This is a genomic window from Novosphingobium sp., assembly GCF_965229225.1.
Lineage (GTDB): Bacteria > Pseudomonadota > Alphaproteobacteria > Sphingomonadales > Sphingomonadaceae > Novosphingobium.
This window is the reverse complement of sequence record NZ_OZ245867.1, coordinates 64,907-86,833: the sequence shown is the minus strand read 5'-3', so window position 1 is coordinate 86,833 and position 21,927 is coordinate 64,907. Positions and strand designations below refer to the sequence as shown.

Annotated in this window: 18 protein-coding genes; 10 read left to right on the top strand and 8 right to left on the bottom strand. The window is 65.4% G+C overall.

What is annotated here, in order from left to right; all coding sequences use genetic code 11:
* Nucleotides 1-81 precede the first annotated feature (81 nt).
* Complete coding sequence (locus tag ACO06X_RS00355; protein ID WP_421838049.1) at nucleotides 82-993, bottom strand: LysR family transcriptional regulator; 912 nt, start codon at nucleotides 991-993, stop codon at nucleotides 82-84.
* Between the two features lie 116 nt (nucleotides 994-1,109).
* Between ACO06X_RS00355 and ACO06X_RS00350 the strand changes: the two genes are divergently transcribed.
* The 3 genes from ACO06X_RS00350 to ACO06X_RS00340 are packed head-to-tail and all read left to right on the top strand — an operon-like array spanning nucleotide 1,110 to nucleotide 5,358.
* Nucleotides 1,110-2,807 carry an ABC transporter ATP-binding protein gene (locus ACO06X_RS00350; RefSeq protein ID WP_421838048.1) on the top strand — a complete coding sequence of 566 codons (1,698 nt, stop codon included), beginning with the start codon at nucleotides 1,110-1,112 and terminating at the stop codon, nucleotides 2,805-2,807.
* Nucleotides 2,808-2,838: 31 nt separating this feature from the next.
* Entirely contained in the window at nucleotides 2,839-3,897 is a 1,059-nt protein-coding gene (locus tag ACO06X_RS00345; protein ID WP_421839958.1) for an HlyD family secretion protein, read from the top strand.
* A 15-nt stretch (nucleotides 3,898-3,912) separates the two neighbouring features.
* Nucleotides 3,913-5,358, top strand: a complete 1,446-nt coding sequence (locus tag ACO06X_RS00340; protein ID WP_421838047.1) for a TolC family protein — start codon at nucleotides 3,913-3,915, stop codon at nucleotides 5,356-5,358.
* Nucleotides 5,359-5,431: 73 nt separating this feature from the next.
* Here the strand turns inward: ACO06X_RS00340 and ACO06X_RS00335 are convergent, their stop codons facing one another.
* Together ACO06X_RS00335 and ACO06X_RS00330 are read right to left on the bottom strand one after the other, a co-directional pair.
* Entirely contained in the window at nucleotides 5,432-6,487 is a 1,056-nt protein-coding gene (locus ACO06X_RS00335) for a fatty acid desaturase (protein WP_421838046.1), read from the bottom strand.
* 248 nt (nucleotides 6,488-6,735) lie between these two features.
* Complete coding sequence (locus ACO06X_RS00330) at nucleotides 6,736-7,215, bottom strand: hypothetical protein (RefSeq protein WP_421838045.1); 480 nt, start codon at nucleotides 7,213-7,215, stop codon at nucleotides 6,736-6,738.
* A gap of 307 nt (nucleotides 7,216-7,522) precedes the next feature.
* Between ACO06X_RS00330 and ACO06X_RS00325 the strand changes: the two genes are divergently transcribed.
* On the top strand, nucleotides 7,523-8,785 hold the full coding sequence (locus ACO06X_RS00325) for an amidohydrolase family protein (RefSeq protein WP_421838044.1): 1,263 nt from the start codon (nucleotides 7,523-7,525) through the stop codon (nucleotides 8,783-8,785).
* On the opposite strand, the gene ACO06X_RS00320 is transcribed toward ACO06X_RS00325, so the two are convergent.
* Nucleotides 8,786-9,589 (bottom strand): acetoacetate decarboxylase family protein, encoded by an 804-nt coding sequence (locus ACO06X_RS00320; protein WP_421838043.1) that lies wholly within the window; start codon nucleotides 9,587-9,589, stop codon nucleotides 8,786-8,788.
* Between the two features lie 128 nt (nucleotides 9,590-9,717).
* Here ACO06X_RS00320 and ACO06X_RS00315 point away from each other — a divergent pair, with 128 nt between their 5' ends.
* A complete protein-coding gene (locus ACO06X_RS00315; protein WP_421838042.1) occupies nucleotides 9,718-10,605 on the top strand; it encodes a fumarylacetoacetate hydrolase family protein in 888 nt (295 codons plus the stop codon).
* Between the two features lie 42 nt (nucleotides 10,606-10,647).
* Nucleotides 10,648-11,664: an AraC family transcriptional regulator gene (locus ACO06X_RS00310; RefSeq protein WP_421838041.1), complete on the top strand. Its 1,017-nt coding sequence runs from the start codon at nucleotides 10,648-10,650 to the stop codon at nucleotides 11,662-11,664.
* 24 nt (nucleotides 11,665-11,688) lie between these two features.
* Here ACO06X_RS00310 and gabT read toward each other — a convergent pair whose 3' ends face one another.
* Genes gabT through ACO06X_RS00295 form a run of 3 tightly spaced genes read right to left on the bottom strand, consistent with a single transcriptional unit; the run spans nucleotide 11,689 to nucleotide 15,590 of the window.
* A complete protein-coding gene (gabT, locus tag ACO06X_RS00305) occupies nucleotides 11,689-12,984 on the bottom strand; it encodes a 4-aminobutyrate--2-oxoglutarate transaminase (protein ID WP_421838040.1) in 1,296 nt (431 codons plus the stop codon).
* Nucleotides 12,981-14,390 carry an NAD-dependent succinate-semialdehyde dehydrogenase gene (locus ACO06X_RS00300; protein WP_421838039.1) on the bottom strand — a complete coding sequence of 470 codons (1,410 nt, stop codon included), beginning with the start codon at nucleotides 14,388-14,390 and terminating at the stop codon, nucleotides 12,981-12,983. The genes gabT and ACO06X_RS00300 overlap by 4 nt, the downstream gene beginning before the upstream one ends.
* 24 nt (nucleotides 14,391-14,414) lie before the next feature.
* Nucleotides 14,415-15,590: an MFS transporter gene (locus tag ACO06X_RS00295; RefSeq protein WP_421838038.1), complete on the bottom strand. Its 1,176-nt coding sequence runs from the start codon at nucleotides 15,588-15,590 to the stop codon at nucleotides 14,415-14,417.
* Nucleotides 15,591-15,800: 210 nt separating this feature from the next.
* On the opposite strand from ACO06X_RS00295, the gene qhpR reads away from it, so the two are divergent.
* Both qhpR and ACO06X_RS00285 read left to right on the top strand, forming a co-directional pair.
* Nucleotides 15,801-16,805 carry an AraC-like transcriptional regulator QhpR gene (qhpR, locus tag ACO06X_RS00290; protein ID WP_421838037.1) on the top strand — a complete coding sequence of 335 codons (1,005 nt, stop codon included), beginning with the start codon at nucleotides 15,801-15,803 and terminating at the stop codon, nucleotides 16,803-16,805.
* A gap of 15 nt (nucleotides 16,806-16,820) precedes the next feature.
* Nucleotides 16,821-17,657 (top strand): type 1 glutamine amidotransferase, encoded by an 837-nt coding sequence (locus ACO06X_RS00285; protein WP_421838036.1) that lies wholly within the window; start codon nucleotides 16,821-16,823, stop codon nucleotides 17,655-17,657.
* 635 nt (nucleotides 17,658-18,292) lie between these two features.
* Here the strand turns inward: ACO06X_RS00285 and ACO06X_RS00280 are convergent.
* Complete coding sequence (locus tag ACO06X_RS00280) at nucleotides 18,293-19,147, bottom strand: 3,4-dihydroxyphenylacetate 2,3-dioxygenase (RefSeq protein ID WP_421838035.1); 855 nt, start codon at nucleotides 19,145-19,147, stop codon at nucleotides 18,293-18,295.
* 153 nt (nucleotides 19,148-19,300) lie between these two features.
* Between ACO06X_RS00280 and ACO06X_RS00275 the strand changes: the two genes are divergently transcribed.
* Together ACO06X_RS00275 and ACO06X_RS00270 are read left to right on the top strand one after the other, a co-directional pair.
* Nucleotides 19,301-20,566 carry a cytochrome P450 gene (locus ACO06X_RS00275; RefSeq protein ID WP_421838034.1) on the top strand — a complete coding sequence of 422 codons (1,266 nt, stop codon included), beginning with the start codon at nucleotides 19,301-19,303 and terminating at the stop codon, nucleotides 20,564-20,566.
* A gap of 11 nt (nucleotides 20,567-20,577) precedes the next feature.
* Nucleotides 20,578-21,918 carry a glutamine synthetase gene (locus ACO06X_RS00270; protein WP_421838033.1) on the top strand — a complete coding sequence of 447 codons (1,341 nt, stop codon included), beginning with the start codon at nucleotides 20,578-20,580 and terminating at the stop codon, nucleotides 21,916-21,918.
* Nucleotides 21,919-21,927 lie beyond the last annotated feature (9 nt).

The following is a 21,927-nucleotide window of genomic DNA, read 5'->3' as shown; positions in this document are numbered from 1 at the left end:
GCGTCACGGCCCAGCAAGAGTTCTTTGCGGTCGTCCCTTCTTCTCTGAGTCTCTGCGAGAAACTCTCCACAAGCCCCCACCTCAACCCAAAGCCTTGTCCAGCATCCGCCGCGCCGAACGCTGCACGTGCTCCGCAATCACGCGAAACGCCGCTTCCATGCTCGTGCCGCGCCGCCAGGCCAGCGCCACCGAACGGTGCGCCTTCCAGCCTTCCACATCGACGACGCTCAGCCCTGAAAGCCCGCCCACGTCGCTTTGCAGATAAAGCCGCGGCAGCACCGTGAGGCCGAGGCCCGAGGCCGCCATCATGTGCAGGCTATCAAGGCTCGTGCCTTCGTAGTCCGGGCTCAGCGCCATGCCATGGGTCTCGGCAATCTCGCGCGTTTCGCGGTGCAGGTGATGCCGCGTATCAAGCGATAGCAGCACTTGCCCCGCCAGTGCCGAAGATTCCACCGGCCCGCGCGCCAGCGGGCTGTCCACTGCCGCCACCAGATCGAGCGGCTCACGGAACAAGGGCTCGATCTCGAGATCGTCGCCCCGGATCGGCAGCGGCCCCAGCATCACGTCAAGCTCCCCGCGCGAGACCTGCAGCGCCTGCTCGTCGGGAATTCCCTCGCGCACATAGAGCCTGAGGCCCGGTGCCGCGCGGTGGAGGTCGGCGATGATCGGCGAGAGCAGATAGGGCCCCAGCGTCGGCGTCGTCCCCAGGCGCAAGGTTCCGGTGAGGCCCGTCGCGGCGCTGCGCGCCAGTTCCTCGATCCCGCGCACTTCGCCCAGGATCCCGCGCGCCTTCGAAACGATGCTCCGCCCGATCGGCGTCAGGATCGCGCCGGTGGTGGACCGGTCAAGCAGCCGCACCCCCAGCCGCTCCTCCAGCGCCTTGACCTGCTGGCTCAGCGCCGGCTGCGAAACGTGGCTGATCCGCGCGGCCTCGGCGAACGAGCCTTCGTCGGCAAGCGCGACGAGATACTGCAACTGGCGGATAGTCGTCATGCGAGACCATAATCACAGATTATAGCCTCCAGACAAGAGTTGTAATTGGCGCTGCGGTGCACAATGGCTTAGAAAGGCATCACCGTTTCGGAAAATCAGAGCTCTCAGGGAATTTCATGGCTGCACCAACGCGGGTCGAACTGCGCGATGCAATACGCTGGCTGGCCGAAATCATCGGGCCAGATGCCGGCTATCTGCGATTGGCAGCGGTATACGGCATAGCCATCGGCTTGCTGTCGCTGGCCACGCCCATTTCAGTTCAGCTGCTCATCAACAGCGTCGCCTACACCGCACTGCCCGCGCAGTTGTGGACGCTCGCTGTCCTCCTCTTCACACTCCTCTTCGTCGTCGCGATGCTTTCGGCGCTGCGCGTCTACATCATGACGCTGTTCGAACGGCGCCTGTTCGCCCGCATCGTCGCCGAGATCACCATCCGCGCGGTCCATGCGCGCGATCCCTTCTTCGGCGATGCGCGGCGGGCAGACCTGTTCAACCGCTTCTTCGATCTCACCGTCGTGCAGAAATCGGTGCCCAGCCTGCTGATCGGCGGCTTCACCATCGTGCTGCAATCGGCGGTCGGCCTGATCGTCACCAGCTTTTATCACCCGTTCTTCCTCGCCTTCAACGTGGTGCTGCTGCTCGCGCTCCTCGTGATCTGGCTGCTGTGGTCGCGCGGCTCGATGACCAGCGCGGTGGCACTTTCCCACGCCAAGCACGATACCGCGCGCTGGCTCGAAAGCGTCGGCGGCTCCAACGGCTTCTACAAGTCGAGCCGCCATGTCGGCTTCGCGATGGACCGGTCGGAGGCGATGACCGCCAACTACATCGCCAAGCACAAGGGCTACTTCCGCTACAGCTTTGCGCAGACGCTGGCGTTCTTCACGCTCTACGCCACCGCCTCGGCCGCGCTCCTTGCGCTGGGCGGTAACCTGATCCTTGCGGGCGAGCTGACCATCGGCCAGCTCGTCGGCGCCGAGCTCATCCTCTCCAGCGTGTTTTACGGGGTCGGCCAGCTCGGCTGGTACCTCGATACCTTCTACGATCTCGTCGCCAGCTGCGAGGAACTCTCGCTGCTCTATGGCATCACCCAGGAAAAGCTGCCGATCCCCAGCACCCAGGGCCCGCGCGACGGCGCGATTGCCCTGCGCGACGTCAAGCTCGGCGAAACGCACCTCAACTTCTCGCTTCACGCCGGCGAGCGCGTCGTCACTGTGCCCGAAGCCGGGGTGGAGCGCACGCTTTCGATGCTTCTCAAGCGCCATGTCGCGCCCGATCACGGCCTTGTCACTGTCGGCGGCTCGGATCTCGGCGGGCTCAACATGTACATGCTGCGCTCCGAAATCATCGTGCTTGACCGGCCGACGATCGTCGAGGTCACCATCCGCGAGTACCTCAATCTCGCGATCTCCGATGCAACCTCGGAAAGCATCCTCGATGCGCTCGATGCGGTCGGCCTCAGCGAACGCATCGCCAGCCTGCCCGATGGACTCGACACGCCGCTTGCCAATTCGGGCTGGCCGCTCACCGTGGGCGAGGTGATGGAACTCAAGCTCGCCAACGCGCTGCTGGCCTGCCCCAAGGTGCTCGTGCTCGCGCCAGTGTTCGATGTCATGCCGCCCGCGCAGCTGTTCGGCGTGCTCGAACGGCTCAAGGCCGCCGGCACCACCGTGATGCTGTGCACCACGCGCCCCGGCTCGTTAGCGCTCGATGGCTGGCTCTGGCTCGGCAAGCAGGAACAGCTCCGCTTTGCCTCCGCCGCCGAACTGCAGGCCCATGTGAAAGAACGGGAGGCCGCACGTGCCCTATCGGCTTGAACACATCGAACACTTCCCCACGCTCGCCGGCATGAAGGCGCCGCGCGTGGTGGTCATCACCGCGTGGATGGTCGCGCTCGCGATCACCGCCGCTGCGCTCGTCATGGCCTTCGTGCCCTGGGTCCAGACCGCCAATGGCGACGGCCTCGTCGTCGCGCTCAATCCTGATGACCGCTCGGCAGACGTCTCCGCGCTCGTCAGCGGGCGCATCACCGAATGGTACGTCAAGGACGGCGAACTGGTCGCAGCCGGGCAGCCCATCGCCCGCGTGGTCGATCTCGATCCTGATTACCTCACCCGCCTCGCCGCCGAACGCGCGCAGATCGAAGCGGAAATCGGCGCGGTCACCCAGTCGCGCGCCACCGCGATGCTCGATGTGAACCGTGCGCAAGCGCTGTTCCGCGAAGGCCTGATCGCCCGGCGCGATGTCGAACTCGCGCAGATCAAGGTCGCCGAAGGCGGCGCCAAGCTCGCGGAATCGCGCGCCAAGCTCCAGCGCATCGACGTGCAGCTTGCCCGCCAGTCCAGCCAGCTCGTGCGTGCGCCGCGCGCCGGCCGGGTGCAGACCGTCAACGCCGGCCTCAGCGGCGGCGTCGTCTCGCCCGGCTCGGTGCTCGCCACCATCGCGCCCGAAACCGCGACCCGCGCCGTAGCGCTCTACATCGATGGCCGCGATATCGCGCTGGTGCGCCCCGGCCAGCAGGTTCGCCTCGAATTCGAAGGCTGGCCGGCCATCCAGTTCAGCGGCTGGCCCTCGGTCGCGCAGGGCATCTTCGATGGCCGCGTGCGCGCCGTCGATCCCACCTCCGGCTCGGGCGGCCTGTTCCGCGTCCTCATCGATCCCGCACCGGGCAAGCGCCCCTGGCCCGACCTGCGCTTCACCAAGCTCGGCGCCAAGGTGCGCGGCTGGATCCAGATGGAGACCGTCTCCGTCGGCTACGAACTGTGGCGTCAGCTCAACGATTTCCCGCTCGAATTCAGCAAGGACATCAAGGCCTCGATCAGCGGCAAGGATGCCAAGGGCGATGATGGAGACAGCGTCTCGAAGGACGACGATGCCACCGTGCGCAAGGCGGGCAAGCCCAAGTGACGGGACCCCGCTAACATGCGCCTGATCCGACCTGTCCTCGCCGCGCTCGCGCTCGGCTGCGCATGGCCGCTCGCCGCGCAGCTGCCCGCCGATCCGGCACCGGCGGCGAGCCCCGCGTCCGGCCCCCTCACGCTGGGCGAAATCCTGGCGAGCTCCGCCGCGCAGGCACCCCAGATCGTCGAGGCGATGGCCCGCGTCCGCCAGGCCGAAGGCCGCGCGCTCTCCGCTGAAGGCGCGTTCGACACCGTGTTCGATGTCGATGCCGGAAGCCGCGTCCTCGGCTACTATTCAGGCACGTATCTCGAAGGAAAGGCCACCCGCCCCCTCACCGATAACGGCGGCTCGATCTACGGCGGCTACCGCGTCAGCAGCGGCACCTTCCCGATCTACGAGGACAAGGCCTATACAGACCGCCTCGGCGAACTGAAAATCGGCGGCCTGTTCTCCCTCCTGCGCGACCGCGCAATCGACGAAAGGCGCGGCCGCATCGCCATGGCCGCGCGCGATATCGATGCCGCGCGCCTCGAACGCGAAATGGTCGCCATCGGCGTTCAGGCCCGCGCCGCCGCCACCTATCAGAACTGGGTCGCGGCTGGCCTGCGCCTCAAGGCCTATCAGGCCCTCCTCGATCTCGCCGAACAGCGCCGCGCCGGCATCGCCCGTCAGGTCCAGCTCGGCGCGCGCCCCGCCATCCTCCTCACCGAGGCGGATACCAACATCGTCCGCCGCCGCGCGCTCGTCGTCCGGTCCGAACAGGAATTCGGCGCTGCCGCCAACGCGCTCTCGTTCTTCTACCGTGACGAGAATGGCGAGCGCATCCTCCCTGGCCCCGAACGCCTGCCCGCCAGCCTCCCCGGCTTCCGCCCCACCCGCCCTGGCACACCGCTCGATCGCCCCGACGTCCAGACCATCAGCGCCCGCCTCGCCCAGTCCGAACTCAAGCTCGCGCTCGCCGAAAACGAGCTGAAACCGCGCCTCGATCTGCGCGGCGAGCTCTCCTACGATCTGGGCAAGACCGGACCCGGCGGCAAATCGCGCGATGGCGAGGAAGCCATTGTCGGCGTCCGCCTCACCGTCCCGCTCCAGCGCCGCAGCGCCAAGGGCAAGATCGCCGAGGCCCGCGCCGAAATCGATGGACTGCGCACCCGCCAGCAGCTCGTGCGCGAACAGATCGCGGTCGAAGTCAAGGGCATCGGCATCGCCGTCGATGGTGCCGCCAAGACCGCCCGCCTGGCGGGTGACGAAGCCCGCCTCGCCGACGACCTCGCCGCCGCCGAACGCCGCCGCTTCGATCTCGGCGCGAGCGATTTCTTCCTGCTCAACATGCGTGAAGAGGCTGCAACCGACGCCCGCGTCCGCCTCCTTGATGCGCAGGCCCGCGCGGCCCTTGCTGGCATAGACCTTGCCGGCGCGACCGCAGACCGCGCCGCGCTCGGCCTGCCGGACGGGCCGCTTCCTTAGCAGCGCTAGTACGAAGAAACCCCTCCCGCCTGCGGGAGGGGTTTGGGGTGGGCAGCCGCCAAGCGCCCGCGGATCACACAGAGCCCGCCGCCTCGCGAAACGAAACCATCCCGCGCCGGTCCTCGTCCCACAGCGCCAGCCGCAAGGTGCCGCACGCCTGCAGCGCGTTGAACCGGTTCAGATCGCGCAAGGTCGGATGCTGTTTCAGCACTTCAGGCAAGCGATAGAAGGGGATCTGGCTCGATAGATGATGGACATGGTGGATCCCGATATACCCCGTGAACCAGCCAAGAATGCGTGGCAACTCAAGGTACGAACTGCCCATCAATGCAGCATCGTAGAAAGACCAGTCCGCCCGCTGCTTCCAGTACGCGTCCTCGAACTGATGCTGCACGTAAAACAGCCAGACCCCCAGCGATGCCGCACACAGCAGCACAGGGAAGAACACCAGCGCCGTCACACCAAACCCGAAAAAATAGAGCGGCAAGGCCAGCACCAGCGCGGTCACCGCATTGGTGGCCATGGCGCTCACCCAATAAGTCCAGCCTTCGTTCATCAGGCCGATCGGCAACCGGTGGCGCAGCAGGAACAGATAGGCTGGCCCCAGTCCCAGCAGCACCGCCGGATGACGATAGAGCCGATACGCGAACCGTCCCAGCCAGCTACGCTCCCGATACTCGCGCACCGTCAGCATATCCACATCGCCGAACCCGCGTGCTTCGAGATTGCCGGTGCCAGCGTGGTGCAGCGCATGCGAGCGCCGCCAGCAATCATAGGGCGTAAGGGTCAACACGCCCAGCGCGCGACCGATCCAGTCGTTGCTGGTGCGGTTGCGCAAGAAGGCACCGTGCCCGCAGTCATGCTGGATGATGAACAGCCGCAGCAGAAACAGCCCGGCCAGCGGAGTCGCCGCGAGCGCGGGCCAATAGCCCGCTTTCACCGCAATCGTGATCAGCGCAAACAAGGCCATGAACGGTACCAGCGTGATCGCCAGTTCCCACCCGCTGCGCACCGGCTGCGGATCACGAAACGGCTGCAAATCGCGCGCGAGCTGCCGCGGATCAATCGGCGCAGCGGCAGTGCGCTCGATAAGGGATTCGGCGGGCTTCTGGAGTTCTAGTACGGTCACCTCGATCAGCTAACCGCCCCCGCGGAATTTGTCACCCCGCTTCAAGGTGCGGTCCACAGGCACTAAGGGGTGGTAGTCCAGACCTCCCCTGACATTGTCCTCTCTCCCCGTCGCCCCGTGCTCAACACGGGGCTTGTGTTTTCATTCGCAGCCCTCCCGCAATGCCCGCACCGGGCCAACCGTGGTTCCGGTGCAATGACAGCTAACGGGGAGTGCCCTAGCGAACGCAGATGGCAGCGATTGGGTGGTTAGTTGACCTTCGCAGCAGAGCGAACGAAGTGACCCTTGATAAAAGTCCAACGTACCCGGTGCAGCGGAACAAAGCCGCTCTCGCCTTCAAAGATTTCGATCGCAGGCCGACCATTTGCGTCGGACAAAAAGTTGGGTCTGCCCCGGCTGGATAGTTCGACAACTTTCTGCACGCTGGTCCCGGCCACCGACCAAACAATCACGCGATAAGCTGATCCTCCGGACCAGATGGAGAAAACTAAGCCATTCTGATCACGAGAAAACAGGCCAAGGGGCGCGTCACCGGTTGTCTCGCGATAGTGAACCGCCCTTGTGCAGTTTTCAGTGCAGTCAATTGCAATCTGGTTGCCACCGGGAAGTCCTTCCGTGACCTGTACCATAAAAGTTGATGCGTCTGCCTCAACCCTCAAGGCCGCGACCAACGACGCGGCAGTCGCATCAATGGGAAGCAACGACACGGTTAAGAGGAAAAGTCTCATCACGAGAGGCTATCACCTCAAGCGATGTCCTCAATGGGGTCGCCTACAGAACGGCAGCATTCGCAACGAAACACCCCAAAGCCGACCGCACCGCCATGCGCAGGACAGCAAAGCCTGCCCAGCGCCCCCTGTCCTACAGCATCGCTCTGCGATACACTCCCCGCATGAGCAGAAACCCGCGCAATTCCGCCACCCGCTCGGCCCCGCCAGCCGCCAGCGCCCCCGCCGGAAAAGCCCGCGCGAGTTTCTCCTCTGGACTGTGTCAACTGTGTCAACCTGACCTGAATTCAAACGGAGCGCACCGCGCATGAAGGCCCTTCTCACCACCGCGCTCGCGCTTGTCCTCGCCCTCCCCGCCGCCGCTGGCGCTGCCGAACCGCAGCGCACCCTGCTTCGCCCCGCACAAGTGTTCGATGGCACCGATCCCGCGCCCCATCCCGGCTGGCAGGTGCTGGTCGAGGGCGACAGGATCGCCGCCGTCGGCCCCAACCTCACCGTCCCGCCGGGCACCGCCACCATCGACCTCCCCGGCCAAACCCTCATGCCCGGCATGATCGAGGGCCACGGCCACTTGTTTCTCCACCCCTACAATGAAGCCCCGTGGGACGATCAGGTCCTCCACGAACCCCTCGCCCTGCGCACCATCCGCGCCGCCAAGGCCGCCGAAACCACGCTGCGTGCAGGCTTCACCACCGAGCGCGATCTTGGCACCGAAGGCGCGGGCTATGCCGATGTCGGCCTCAGGAAGGCGATCGACAGCGGCCTAACTGCCGGCCCCCGCCTCCTCGTCGCCACCCGCGCCATTGTCGCGCAGGGCGCCTATGGCCCCAAGGGCTTCGAACCCGGCGTCGCCGTCCCGCAGGGCGCCGAGGAAGCCAGCGGTGTCGAGGGCGTGGTGCGCGCCGTCCGCAATCAGATCGCGGCGGGCGCAGACGTCGTGAAACTCTATGCCGATTACCACTACCGCCCGGGCGAGCCGAGCCTGCCCACCTTCAGCCAGGCCGAAATGGACGCCGCCACCGCCGCCGCGCACGATGCGGGGCGCACCGTCGCGGTCCATGCCGTGACGGCGGAAGGCATGCGCCGCGCCATCGCTGCCGGGGTCGATACCATCGAGCACGGCGATGAAGGCACGCCCGCCGTGTTCAAGGCCATGGCCGCCAAGCGCATCGCCTTTTGCCCCACGCTCGCCGCCGGGGAAGCCATCGCGCGCTATCGCGGCTGGAACGGTGCGGAGCCCGCCCCGGCGGGCGTTGTGGAGGGGCGCTCGGTCTTGCGGCTCGCCGTCACCGCCGGCGTTCCGATCTGCATGGGCGGCGATGTCGGCGTCTTCGCTCACGGCGAGAACGTGCGCGAAATGACCGCGATGGCCGCCGCCGGGATGAGCCCCGCCGCCGTCCTCATCGCCGCCACCTCGGGCAATGCGCAGGCCTTCCACCTAACCGACCGCGGTGCGGTCAAGCTGGGCCTGCTCGCCGATCTGATTGCTGTCGATGGCGACCCGACCCGCGATCTATCCGCGCTTGCCCGCATCAAGCTGGTGATGAAGGGAGGTGCGGTGGTCCGGTGATCAGACGAGGTTGTTCCGCGCCAATGTCGTTCCTGCCCGCCACGAAACGCCGACTTCGTGCCAGTACCCGGCGATCTTCTCCTGCGGCGCGATATCCAGCAATTCCTCGACCGGGGAATCGAAGTACGTGAGATCGAAATCGCCCTTGAAGCAGCGCCCGAAGTCCACATCGTAGCTCGACATGGTGACCACTTCGTCGAGGCTCTGGGTTCCGTCGGTCTCGATCGCGGGCATCCAGCGGTTGTGCACCATCGGCAAGCCGTTGACGAAGCCGGGCTTCTCCGCCGCCTCGGTGATGGTGAAGCGCCCCTCGGCCAGCCGCCGGTCGAACGCCGCCAGCGTCACACCGAAGGTTCCGCCCGGCTGCAGGCGCGGGCCAGCCTTGCCGACGTAGACCGGGCGGCTCATCTGGATCGAGCCGAGCTTTTTGGGATACCCCTGATGCTGGCCGCGCAGCATCGCGAATTCCTTGTCCACCCAGATATAGACGCAGCGCGACCAGGTCTTGCCCTGGAACTGGCACCGCACCACGATGAACATTTCCTTGTACTGCACCCGCACCGGATCAAGGATCTGCAAGGGATCGTCGGAGGTCGATTGCCAGTCCGCCCAGATCGCCGCGACCGCGCCGGGGTCTTCCTCGGCCAGCGTGAAACCCTCGGGCAGCAGCGCCGCGATCTTCGCAGGGTCGGTGCGGTATTCCAGCGTGATGAGCTCGCCCGAATAGTGCCACGGCACCGGCGGTACGATGCTCGCCTTGCCGCTCGGCGTGCGGGGATAGAACAGGCCTTTCAGGTCGCTCATCATTACCTCGTCTCGATGCTGTCACCCGCTTCTAGCGTCCGCTGTCCTGCAAGCTTGGCCGCAGCGGCCAATGCCTGTGGCGCGCCGCGCGGCTAAGGCGTAGCACAGATGAAAACGAGGGCCAGACGATGACCACCGAATACCGCCGCATCCTGCTCGATGGCTATCCCATCCTGACCACCCGCCACGGCGACGAACTTGTCACCAAGGACGGGCGCAGCGTTGGCGTCGATGAAGCGGTGCATCTGGCGCCCTGCAACCCCAGCAAGATCATTTGCGTGCATCTGAACTACATCAGCCGGGTCAAGGAGTTCATCACCAGGCTCCCCGCCGCGCCGACCTACTTCCAGAAGCCGCTGACCGCGCTCAACACCCACAAGGGCGCAGTCGTGCGCCCCGAACGCTGCAAGTACCTCAACTACGAAGGCGAGATCGCCATCGTCATCGGCAAGACCTGCCGCAACGTTTCGCCCGATGAAGTTGCCGACTACATCCTCGGCTACTCGGTCGCCAACGACTACGGCCTCCATGATTTCCGCGACACTGATGCAGGTTCGATGCTGCGGGTGAAGGGGTCTGACACGCTCTGCCCGATCGGCCCCGGCCTCGTGACGGGCTGGGATTTCCGGAACAAGCAGATCCGCACCATCGTCAACGGCGAAGTCCGGCAGGACGGCAATACCAGCGAGATGGAGTGGGACATGCACTACCTCGTCGCAGACATCGCCCGCACGATCACGCTGGAGCCGGGCGACGTGCTGCTTTCGGGCACGCCTGCCAACAGCCGCCCGGTGCAGCCGGGTGATGTGGTGGAAGTCGAGGTCGAAGGCCTTGGCAAGCTCACCAACACCATCGTCCATGGCCCCACCCCGATACGCGACGATTGCGGCGCGCAGCCGACCGAGTCCGAAGAAGTGATCTCCACCGCGATGGGCGGCGACTGGGAATTCCGCGGCAAGCGCGCGGCTGGCGGCCAGGGCGCGGCGTTCTATGAGTCCGCGCTCGAGACAAAGTGACAGCGCTTTGCCGACACGGGTGCGGCTGATAGGCTAGGCCGCATGGCCGAGCCCCAGATCGCCGCGCAGTTCCTGCGCCACGTGGCCAATTGTGTCGAGCTGACCGGCCATTCTGCGGCGGGGCTGCTGGCGCGCATCGGCGTGACGCGCGAGGTGCTGGAAGATCCGGACGGGCTGATCCCGCTCGCAAGCTTCGTCTCGTTCTTCGAGGACGCGGCGGAACTGGTGCGCAACCCGCACTTCGGGCTGCATGCGGGGCGGCTATCCGGATCGGACAGCCTCGGCCCGCTCAGCTTCCTGTTCCTCAGCGCGCCAGACCTGCGCACCGCGTTCACCAGCTTTACCCGCCACCTTGCAACCATGCAGCAGGCGAGCCGGAACCAGTTCGCTGACGAAGGCGGCTGGGCCACGTTCTCCTACGGCGTGCTCGATCAATCGCTCACCCGGCGGCGGCAGGATGCAGAGTACTCGATCGGCGCAATGGCCAGCCTCGCCCGGCAATTCACCGGCGGCGAGATCGATTTCCGCGAAGTGCGCTTCGAGCACGAACGGGTGGGCGACTATGCGCGCTACCGCGACTTCTTCGGCTGCGACGTGTTCTTCGAGCAGGACTGCAACGCGATTGCGATGGATGGGCGCTATCTCGATGCGCGCGGCCGCGTGCTCAGCCCCAGCCTCCATCCGATCCTCGAGGAACATCTCCAACGGTTGGCCGGTCGCGGGACGGCGGCATCGCTGGCGGGTCAGGTCCGCGCGATGATCGAGCAGGCACCGCTCGATGCACCGCCCGACCTTGCCGAAGCGGCACGGCGGCTGGACCTTTCGGTGCCTACCTTGCACCGCCGCCTGACCGCTGAGGGCACCGGCTGGCGCAAGCTGGTGCACGAACACCGCATGGAAACCGCCGCGCGCCTGCTGCGCACCAGCCGCCGCAATGTCAGCATGATCGCACTCGACGTCGGCTTTGCCGAGAGCGCGAGCTTCACCCGCGCCTTCGCCCGCCATTTCGGCATTCCGCCGGGGCGCTACCGGAAGGGCGAAGGCGTGCCGGAAAAATAGGGACAGTCCCTATTTCCAATTTGGTTATCCAGCCACCCGCCGCATCAGGCCGGTCAGCCGGTCCATCGCTTCGTTCAGCAGATCATCGGGCATGGTCAGTGCCGGCAGGAAGCGCACCACATTGCCGCGCATGCCGCAGGAGAGCAGCAGCAGCCCGTCCTTCGCGCCTTCCTGCACGATCGCCTTGGTCAGCTCAGGATTGGGCCGGTCCGGATCACCATCGTGGACGAGCTCCATTGCGATCATCGCACCGGGGCCGCGCACATCGCCGATCACGCGCATGCCGCCCTGCTGCAGCGCGCGCAGGGTGCCCTTGATCGTGTTGCCGATGGTGACCGCGCGTTCGCAAAGCCCATCCTCGGCGATGATCTTAAGCACTTCCAGCCCCGCCACGCAGCCGAGCGGCGAGCCGCCATAGGTGCCGCCGAGGCCGCCAGCATCGGGTGCGTCCATGATATCGGCGCGGCCCATGACGCCCGAAATCGGGAATCCGCCTGCCATGGCCTTGGCGATGGTCATGATATCAGGCGTCACGCCGGTCGCCTCGCGCACCCAGTCCATCGCGAAGAGGCGGCCCGTGCGCGCAAAGCCCGACTGGACCTCGTCGGCGATCAGCAGGATGCCGTGCTTGTCGCAGATATCGCGCAGGGCGCGGAAGAAAGCGTAGGAGGCGGTGTAGAACCCGCCCTCGCCCAGCACCGGCTCGAGGACGATGGCGGCGACGGCCGAGGGCTCGATGGTCGCGGCAAACAGGGCTTCGAGCGCGGCTACGGCCTGCTTCTCGTCAAAGCCGTGGTAGGGGATCGGGAAGCGGGTGTGGAACACATCACCGGGCAGCGGGCCGAACCCGGCCTTGTAGGGAAGCACTTTGCCGGTCATCGCCAGCGTGAGCAGCGTGCGGCCGTGATAGCCGCCCTGGAAGGTGATGATGCCGCGCCGTCCGGTCGCCATACGCGCGATCTTCACCGCGTTTTCCAGCGCTTCCGCGCCGGTGGTCAGGAAAATCGTCTTGACCGGCCCTTCGATGGGCGCCGCCGCGTTGAGCTGTTCGGCCAGCGAGATGTAGCTCTCGTACGGCGTTACCTGAAACGAGCAGTGCGAGAACTGATCAAGCTGGCGCTTCACCGCATCGACAATGCGCGGGTCGGAATGGCCGGTGTTGCACACCGCGATGCCGGTCGCGAAGTCGATATAGCGGTTGCCGTCCGCGTCAAACGCTTCGGCATTCACACCGCGCTCGAAGAAGCGCGAGTGGATCGAGGAGACCCCGCGCGGCACGGCGGCTTCGCGGCGGGCCCAGAGGTCCTGATTGCTTGTCATCGGCCGATTCCCCCCATGAGGCAGTATTTGAGTTCGAGATATTCATCGAGGCCGTGGCGCGAACCTTCGCGGCCAAGGCCAGACTGCTTGATGCCGCCGAACGGCGCCACTTCGGTCGACAGGATGCCGTCGTTCACGCCGACCATTCCGTATTCGAGCGCTTCCATCACGCGCCAGACGCGGCCCAGATCGCGCGCGTAGAAGTAGGCGGCGAGACCAAAGGGCGTGTCGTTGGCTTGGCGAACGGCGTCATCCTCATCAGCGAAGCGGATCAGCGGCACCACGGGGCCGAAGATTTCGGAGGTGGCAATCGCCATATCGCCGCGCACACCGGTGAGCACGGTCGGCTCGAAGAAGCCGGGGCCGACGTCCGAGCGGTTGCCGCCCATCAGCGCGGTCGCACCGCCGGCAAGCGCATCGCGCACGAGCGCGTCCACCTTCTCAACCGCCGCACCGTTGATCAGCGGGCCGACTGTGGTGCCGGGGGTAGCGCCATCGCCCACTACGAGCGCCGCGACCCTTGCGCGCACGCGCTCGACAAAGGCATCATAGACGCCGTCCTGCACCAGCACACGATTGGCGCAGACGCAGGTTTGCCCCGCATTGCGGAACTTGGAGGCCATCAGGCCATCGGCAGCGGCATCGAGATCGGCATCATCGAACACGATGAATGGCGCGTTGCCGCCGAGTTCGAGGCTGAGGCGGGTGACGTTCTCCGCCGCCTGCGCCATCAGGATCTTGCCCACGCGGGTCGAGCCGGTGAAGCTGAGCTTGCGAATTTTGGGGTGGTGGCAAAACAGCGTGCCCACTGCCGCCGGATCATTGGACGGGGTGACGCGGAACAAGTCCGCCGGCAGCCCTGCCTTACGCGCCAAGGTTTCGAGCGCGAGCGCGGAGAGCGGTGTCGCCTCGGCGGGCTTCAGCACGATCGAGCAACCCGCCGCGAGCGCGGGGCCGACCTTGCGGGTGATCATCGCGATGGGGAAGTTCCACGGCGTGATCGCGGCACAAGTGCCAACCGGCTGCTTGATGGTGAGGACGCGCTTGCCCGCCGCGAAGGTCGGCACCGTTTCGCCATAGGCGCGCTTGGCTTCTTCGGCGAACCATTCGATGAACGAGGCACCGTAGGCCACCTCGCCGCGCGCTTCGGCCAGCGGCTTGCCGCATTCGGCGGTGATGAGCGCGGCAAGTTCCTCCTGCCGCTCCATGATGAGGCCGTACCAGCGGCGGAGCACGGCTGCGCGCGCCTTGGCTGTTTCGGCTGCCCAGGCGGGGCGAGCGGCATCGGCGGCATCGATGATCGCGGCGATCTCGGCGGGTGCATAGTCGCGCACGGTGGAAATCAGCGCGCCGGTCGCCGGGTTATGGACAGCGAGGCCGGTGCCTTCTGGCACGATTTCAAACACGCATGAGCTCCTCTTGAAACGGAATCAGGTTGGCAGCGCGGATAGCGCCTGATGCTTGCGGATGGGAACCAGCAACAGCGCATAGCTCACGAGGAACAGCGCCACGCACAGCAATTCGGCCGAACGATAGCCGCTTCCATCAAGAAGCTGCGCCGCGATCAGCGGACCGCCGCCGAGGCCGATCATCTGCATCATGATCGCGAACGACATCATTCGCCCGCTCTCGTCAAAATCGCAGACGCGGCCAAGGATGAACGGCAGCACGAAGTTCCACAGCACGTTGAAACCGCAGACACCGACCACGAAGAGCATCAGGGTGGGCTTGCCGATCAGCAGCGTGATGCTCGCCGCACCGGCAAGGATGCCGAAAGCGATGGCACCATTGCGGCTGATACGCCCCGCGAGGAACACCGAAGCGAGCGCGCCGCCAACGGCGAGGATCTGCGAGAGAAACAGCGCGTCTGCCACAGATTGCTCGGCCAGCCCTGCACCGATGCCGACGAGGAACAGGACCGCCCAGGCGATCCCTTGCGCGATGTTGTAGGCCAGCACGCCGGCCAGTGCGACGACCAGCATCGGCGTCGCCAGTTGGCGGGCTTCGGGATTGACCATTTCCTCGGGCGAATAGGCGTGCGGCAGGAACGGGAGGGTAGCAAGCGAAGCCAGCGAGAGCACCGCGAAACCGATGAACATGCCGTCAAGGCCATGACCGCCCAGGAATTCCGGGAGATACCACAGCCCGAACGCGCCATAGGTGAGCAGCAACGTGAGATAGAGCGCGAGGTTGCGTTCGGCGCGAATGGTCACGCCGACGAAGGTGAAGCTGATCGAGGTGATCGTCCCCTCGCCAAGCCCTGTGACAAAGCGCGCAATCTCGAAGGGTCCGCCTTGAGGGGCACCGAGCGAGGCAAAGTTGCCGAGCGCTGCAATGACCAGTCCTGCCGCCACAACCCAGCGCCAGTTGATCCGCGTGCCCCACACCGCCATGAAAATCGTCGCCAGCGCGACCCCCAGCATCTCGACGCCCGCGAGGTTGACCGCAGTCGCCTCGTCCACATGAAGCTGGGTGACATAGCCCTGCACCACGCCCGGCTGGATGATGAACGAGAGCACGCCGATCGTGCCGAGGATCACCGCGCAGAGGATCGCCGGCCAGCCATTGACGTCAATGTCGCGCCGCGCGGGCGTTGCGTTCGCCATCTGCCGTTTGTCTCCCCGTATATCTCCGGTGCCCTTGCATGGCAGGGTCGCGCACGCTTGGCAGGATCGGACATTCCGGCCGCCACGTCCATGCCCTCGCCCACGACTATTTGGATCATGATTTGATGATTTGGATCAATATCCCTAAGCTGCGAATCGCTTAGCCTCGCATCACAAGAACACGCCTACGCGTGCCCCCGGGGAGACAGCATGGCACCAGCGACCGTACGCGCCGCCGCAATGAACGGCTGGGAAAGCTTTCTGGAAGATCGCGCCGCCGCGCCCGTGCTGGGCGCCGGCCCACCGCCGGATTCGATGCCACCCGAATCCATGCCGCTGGCGGAATTCGTGCGCTTCTCTGAAGCCGTTGTCGCCCGCACCCGCGATGTCGCTATCCCGTGGCTGGCCGGGGGCAACTACGATCTCGCCGCGCTCGGGCCGCTGGGCGATGCGATCAACTCGGCAGGCCGCGTGGGTTCGGCCCTGCGGCGGCTGGTGGACTACTTTTCGCTGCTGCAGGATTGCACCGATATCCGCCTGGGGCTTGAGGACGACATGGCCTCGGTCAGCTACCGCATCCTCGATCCCGATATCTGGCCGCGCCACCATGATGCGATGTTCACGCTGGGCATCGTCAGCCAGATCCTGAAGCGCGGGACGCGTGGGGGATGGGACAAGATCGAATTCGCGTTCGAGGCCGAAAGCCACGAGATGCGCGGCGATATTGGCAAGGTCGTCTGCGCGCCCTGCACCTTTGGCGCGGATACCAACCAGATCCGCTTCCCCGCCGCGATGCTCGATCTCGCGCTTCCGGCGCAGGCCAATCCCCATCTGGCCGACGTGCGCCTGCTGACCCGCTCGATCGTCACCAAACGGCGCGAGACGCCGCTGGTCGACCGACTGAGCCAGATGGTGCTGCGTGATCTCAATACGCAGGCCATCGAACAGGAGCGCTTTGCGCGCGAAATGGGCATGTCGAGCCGCACCTTGCGCCGCAAGCTTACGGAGCAAGGCAGTTCGTTCCAGCAGGTGCTCGATGAATGCCGGATGCGGCAGGCGGTGTTCGAATTTCGCGTTCGCCCCGATTTGTCGATCGCGCAGATCGCGCTAAGGCTGGGCTATGCCGAGCACAGCAACTTCACCCGCGCGTTCCACCGCTGGAGCGGGGTTTCCCCGCAGGCCTGCCGGGCCAAGCTCGCCGGCACCGCGCACTGATTTGCAGGACAGACCATGACCCGACTGCTGCTGCTTGAAGGCAATACCGCGCCCAAGCGCGCCCGCGCTCATGAACTCGGCGTGCGCACCTCGAGCGAGATCTACATCGAGGCGATTGCCGCGCATCACCCGGAAATCGCGCTCGACGTGCTGAACGGCGCCGACGAAGGCGAGACGATCCCCGGCGGGCGGACCTGGGCCGATTACGCGGGCTTTGTCGTCACCGGCTCGGCGCTCCATGCCTATGATGCCGAGTTTGCGGTAACCAACCAGATCGCGCTGCTGGTCGAGGCGGCGAAGGCCGGCCTGCCGATCTTCGGCTCGTGCTGGGGCCTGCAGATCGCGGCCGTCGCGGCAGGCGGCGAAGTCGCCTTCAATCCCAAGGGCCGCGAAGTGGGCTTTGCGCGCAAGATCCTGCTCAATGACGCAGGCCGCACGCATCCGATGTTCAAGGGTAAGGCCCCCGTGTTCGACGCGCCCTGCATCCATTATGACGAAGTGATCCGCCTGCCGGAAAGCGCGACGCTGCTGGCTTCCAACGCGCACAGCGAGATCCAGGCGGCGGTGATCCCGCTCGGCAAGAGCGAAGTGTGGGCGGTGCAGTATCACCCGGAGTTCGATCTCGGGCAGCTTGTCCAGCTCTACACGCTCTATGCCGAGGACATGGTGGCGCAGGGGTTCTTTGCCGATATGGCTGAACTGGTGGCCTACCGCGACAAGCTGGCGGCGCTGGCGGCCGATCCGGCAAATTCCGGTCTCGCGTGGCAGCTGGGGGTGGACGAGGACGTGCTTGACGACCGCACCCGCCGTGCGGAAATCCTCGCCTGGATCGAGGCGAAGGTGCTTTATTAGTCCAATCCGCTAGCATCCAAACCTTCGTCATTCCCGCGAAGGCGGGAATCCAGAGCGGCAAGCGCGGCGTTTGGAGGTCTGGATTCCCGCCTTCGCGGGAATGACGAAGGTGTGTGGGGGTGCGCCGCGATCCCGGAGGCACACAACCCTTGACAAAATGAACCATATAGGTTATACGCCCCGCCCAGATCGGGAGCAGGCTTGGCCGGCCTCGCCCTCGCTCCTTTGGCCGTAACAGGCCAACGCGACCGGTGCGGGCTGCGGGTTCAAGGTGGGGCGGTTTCCCCAAAGTCCTTGGCCAGGCACTTACCGCGCCAGCACAGGATCATGGCTCCCGTCCCGCTTCTGCCGGACGCGAGCAAAGACCGGCACGCCTGCGAGCCGCTACCCCGGTCCCGGGCCATGATCGACACAAATGGCTGCGCCGGACCTCTTCCGCAGTCCGGCCACTCGCACCCGGCGGAATACGACGCCCCTCCCGCAGCACCTGTGCAGGTGCCGCACCGGTCGCGCGATCACTCCCCATTGCCCGAACAGCCCACCGCCGCGCCGCCAAATCCAACAGCCGCACTCCTTCTTCCCCTCCCCCGGTCGGGGGAGGCCGGGTGGGGGTGCGCGGCGCCAAACGGCAAACCCTACATATCAAACCAGACATGCACCTGGCTGGTCCCGGTCGCGTTTTCGTAGTCCGAAAACTGCCGCCCTTTCGCCTTCCACTCGTGCCCGCCGCAGGCTGCCGCCATCATCAGGTAGTGGCCGAAGCGGGCCTCAGGGGCGTGGCGCAGGTAATCCGGCATCGTGTCGATCACCGCCGCGTGATTGCCCTCGGCAAACCAGCGCAACCGCTCAAGATCCGCCTCGCGCGCTTCGGGTGACGAGATGTGGATGGGATCGGAGGCTTCGTGCTGCGCGATCTGGTCGAAGGGCCAGAAGCGGTGGCTCATCGATCCGCTGGCAATGAGCACCACGCGCTTGTCGGATTCGCGGATCGCCTGCCCGATCCCTGCGCCGACGCCGAGGAAATTGTGCGGCTCAGCCGAATAGGCGTGGCTCACCGAAATCCACTTTTCCTCGCCTTGCAGGAAGGTCGAGAGATTGACCGTGGGATAGTGCATCGGGAGGTAGGGGTCATCGTTCGCCGTGGTGCGCACCCCGTGTTCGGTGGCGCGCTGCGCCATCGCGGCGGCGAGTTCGGGGCAGCCCGGAATATCGTAGGGTAGCTGCTTCATGCCGCGCGGGAGTTCGTCCGATGTGTAGAGCCCCGTCCGGCGCGCGTGCGCGGCGATGCAGAATTCCACGATGGTGAACCAGTGCGTATCGAACAGCACGATCACATCGGGCTTCAGCACATCAAGCACTTCGCTTTTCAGCCGCCGCAATCCGGGCACGAGGCTGATTTCCTTGCCCTCGTTGAGCTCGTGGCGGTCCGCCTCGGACATCATGATGGTCGGCGCGTGTGCGACGAGCCCTGCTCCGATGATCTCACCCATGTTGCGGTTCCTTGTGCTGCGATGAGCGCTCAATAGGCCTGCTGCGCGCGGACAAGAAGGCCCCCAAGCCGCACACAGCGCACTCTGTCCGGTTATGCCAAGTCCCTCGGCCCAAGGTGGGACTAGCACGGCAATCGAACAGGAGAGGTTCCCATGCCATTTGCATTTTCGCGCCAGGCTGACGCGCACGTCGATCTGTCCTCGCTCGATGCCTTCAACGACGGCGCACCCTTCGAAACTTTCGCGCGCATGCGCCGCGAAGCGCCGATGGCGTGGTCCGAAATGGCGAGCGGCGAAAAGGGCTTCTGGTCGGTAACGCGCCATGCCGACCTGCTCGAACTCAACCGGCAGGCCGATCTGCTGTCTTCCGCGCGCGGCATCCGCATGGAAGACCAGACGATGGAGGAAGTCGAGGCGCGCAAAACCTTCCAGGAGACCGACGCGCCGCACCACCGCGGCTTTCGCGCGCTGGTTTCCAAGGCCTTTGCCAAGGGCACCGTTGCCCAGTTCGAGGACCAGATCCGCAAGATCGTGACCGAACTGCTCGATGTCGCGCTTGAGGAAGGCGAGTTTGACGCTGTCGACCGCATCGCGCGGCGCTTGCCCATGCAGATGCTGGCGCAGATCATGGGCGTGCCGCAGGAAGACGGCCCGTGGCTCGTCGAAAAGGGCGATGCGCTGATTTCCAACGCCGACCCGGACTACACCGACTTCGTCGTCGATCAGCTCGATAGCGATGCTTACCGCATGCTCCCGTTCCGCTCGCCCGCCGCGATGGACTTGTTCGATTATGCGAACAAGCTGCTCGACCGGATGGATGCGGGCGAACAAATCGGCGTGCTCAATCTGGTGCGCGAGCCGACCAACAGCGGCGCGCAAATGTCGCGCGACGAGTTCCGCAATTTCTTCTGCCTGCTGGTGGCGGCGGGGAACGACACGACGCGTTATTCGATCTCGGCCACGATCCATGCACTGGCGAATGATCCCGCGCTGCTGCAGCGGCTTCAGAACGGCGAATTCCACAGCTGGGAAGGCGCGGCGGACGAAATGATCCGCTATGCCTCCCCCACCACGCATTTCCGCCGCACCGCGACGCGCGATTTCACCTTCCATGACAAGCAGGTGCGTGAAGGCGACAAGGTCCTGCTGTGGTTCATTTCGGGCAACCGCGACGAGACGGCGATCCCCGATCCCTACCGCATCGATCTTGGCCGGGAGCGCAATCCGTTCCTCTCGTTCGGCCAGGGCGGCCCGCATATCTGCCTCGGCATGTGGCTTGCCAAGCTTGAAGTAGCTATCGTCATGCAGGAACTGGCCAAGCGCCTGACAGCAATCGAGCAAGTGCGCGATCACGCCTTTTTGCGCAGCAATTTCATTCACGGCATAAAGCATCTGCCGGTACGCGTAAAAGCGCGCTGAAGGGGAGAGAGATGAACCGCATGTCCAGGATCGAACCCAGCCAGGTGCGCGCCGAGAGCTTCGAACCCAAAGCCTTCGAAAGATGCCGGATTCTCTTCGCCGACCAGCTCAATCTCGCGCGCGGCAAATATGTGCCGATGAGCGAGGCAGCCAAGGGCCATGCGCGCATGTGCGTTGGCACCTTTGCGGTGACTTATGACAAGGCGCTGGTGGCAGCACCGGGCGGTGGGCTGCTGACGGGTCTGCCCGATATGGAAGTGACCTTCGATCCGGCGGAAATGCGCCCCTCGTGGGAGGCAAATACGCAAATCGCGCTGGGCGCGCTGCGGTTCAAGGGCGAGCCGTTCGCGTTGTGCGGTCGTTCTGCGCTCGCCCGCGCGATCGAGGCGTGGCGGGCGCGCGGGCTCGATCCGATGGTGGGCATCGAAATGGAAGCCTATGTCTTCCAGCGCGGACCGGATGGTAGCTGGGTGCCCTATGACACGCCGGGCGGGTTCGTTTACGGCACCGGCCCGTTCGCCGATCCGGCCGGCCTGATCGAGGAAGTCTGGGCGACAGCGGCGGCTTGCGGCATTCCCATCGAATCCATCAATGCCGAATTCGATGCGCCGCAATTCGAGCTTACCCTGCGCTATGCCGATGCGATGAAGGCGGCGGACGATGCCTTCCTCTTCCGCCAGATGGCGCGCGAAGTGCTCTACAAGCGCGGCTACCTGCTCTCGTTCCTGCCCAAGCCCTTCGCCGACAAAAGCGGGAGCGGGCTCCATTTCAACCTCAGCTTCATGCAGGCGGACGGCAGCAATGCCTTCGCGAACGATGTGGCCAATGGCTCGCTTTCGCCCACCATGCAGGGCGCGATCGCCGGAATGCTGCGCCACCACGAAGCGCTGTCCGCGATCATGGCACCGCTCACCCAGAGCTATGCCCGGCTCCAGCCCGCCAGCCTTTCGGGCTATTGGGCCAATTGGGGCATCGATCACCGCAGCGTGACCGTGCGCGTTTCGGCAGAGACCGGCCCTGCCGCCCGCATCGAGCACCGCATGGCAGACTGCGCCGCCAGCCCTTACTTTGCGATGGCCGCGATGCTGCAGGCGGGCCTGCTCGGTCTCGACAATGCCTACGAATTGCCGCCGGAGGAAGTGAACGACGGACTGGAGACGATCAGCACCGATCGCCACACCCCGCACGATCTCGGCTCTGCGCTCGATGCGCTGGAGGCGGACACAGTTCTGTCCGGCGCGATCGGGCAGGAACTGGTCGACAACTTCATCGCCATCAAGCGCGAGGAAGTGCGCATTCTCGAAGGCAAGTCGGCCGAAGAACAGCTCGCCTACTACCTCCACTACATCTGACGGGAAGCG

Bases quoted from the DNA above. Each gene is read 5' to 3' on its own strand.
- ACO06X_RS00355 (WP_421838049.1), bottom strand. From the start codon at position 993: ATGACGACTATCCGCCAGTTGCAGTATCTCGTCGCGCTTGCCGACGAA.
- ACO06X_RS00350 (WP_421838048.1), top strand. From the start codon at position 1,110: ATGGCTGCACCAACGCGGGTCGAACTGCGCGATGCAATACGCTGGCTG.
- ACO06X_RS00345 (WP_421839958.1), top strand. From the start codon at position 2,839: ATGAAGGCGCCGCGCGTGGTGGTCATCACCGCGTGGATGGTCGCGCTC.
- ACO06X_RS00340 (WP_421838047.1), top strand. From the start codon at position 3,913: ATGCGCCTGATCCGACCTGTCCTCGCCGCGCTCGCGCTCGGCTGCGCA.
- ACO06X_RS00330 (WP_421838045.1), bottom strand. From the start codon at position 7,215: ATGAGACTTTTCCTCTTAACCGTGTCGTTGCTTCCCATTGATGCGACT.
- ACO06X_RS00325 (WP_421838044.1), top strand. From the start codon at position 7,523: ATGAAGGCCCTTCTCACCACCGCGCTCGCGCTTGTCCTCGCCCTCCCC.
- ACO06X_RS00320 (WP_421838043.1), bottom strand. From the start codon at position 9,589: ATGAGCGACCTGAAAGGCCTGTTCTATCCCCGCACGCCGAGCGGCAAG.
- ACO06X_RS00315 (WP_421838042.1), top strand. From the start codon at position 9,718: ATGACCACCGAATACCGCCGCATCCTGCTCGATGGCTATCCCATCCTG.
- ACO06X_RS00310 (WP_421838041.1), top strand. From the start codon at position 10,648: ATGGCCGAGCCCCAGATCGCCGCGCAGTTCCTGCGCCACGTGGCCAAT.
- gabT (WP_421838040.1), bottom strand. From the start codon at position 12,984: ATGACAAGCAATCAGGACCTCTGGGCCCGCCGCGAAGCCGCCGTGCCG.
- ACO06X_RS00295 (WP_421838038.1), bottom strand. From the start codon at position 15,590: ATGGCGAACGCAACGCCCGCGCGGCGCGACATTGACGTCAATGGCTGG.
- qhpR (WP_421838037.1), top strand. From the start codon at position 15,801: ATGGCACCAGCGACCGTACGCGCCGCCGCAATGAACGGCTGGGAAAGC.
- ACO06X_RS00285 (WP_421838036.1), top strand. From the start codon at position 16,821: ATGACCCGACTGCTGCTGCTTGAAGGCAATACCGCGCCCAAGCGCGCC.
- ACO06X_RS00280 (WP_421838035.1), bottom strand. From the start codon at position 19,147: ATGGGTGAGATCATCGGAGCAGGGCTCGTCGCACACGCGCCGACCATC.
- ACO06X_RS00275 (WP_421838034.1), top strand. From the start codon at position 19,301: ATGCCATTTGCATTTTCGCGCCAGGCTGACGCGCACGTCGATCTGTCC.
- ACO06X_RS00270 (WP_421838033.1), top strand. From the start codon at position 20,578: ATGAACCGCATGTCCAGGATCGAACCCAGCCAGGTGCGCGCCGAGAGC.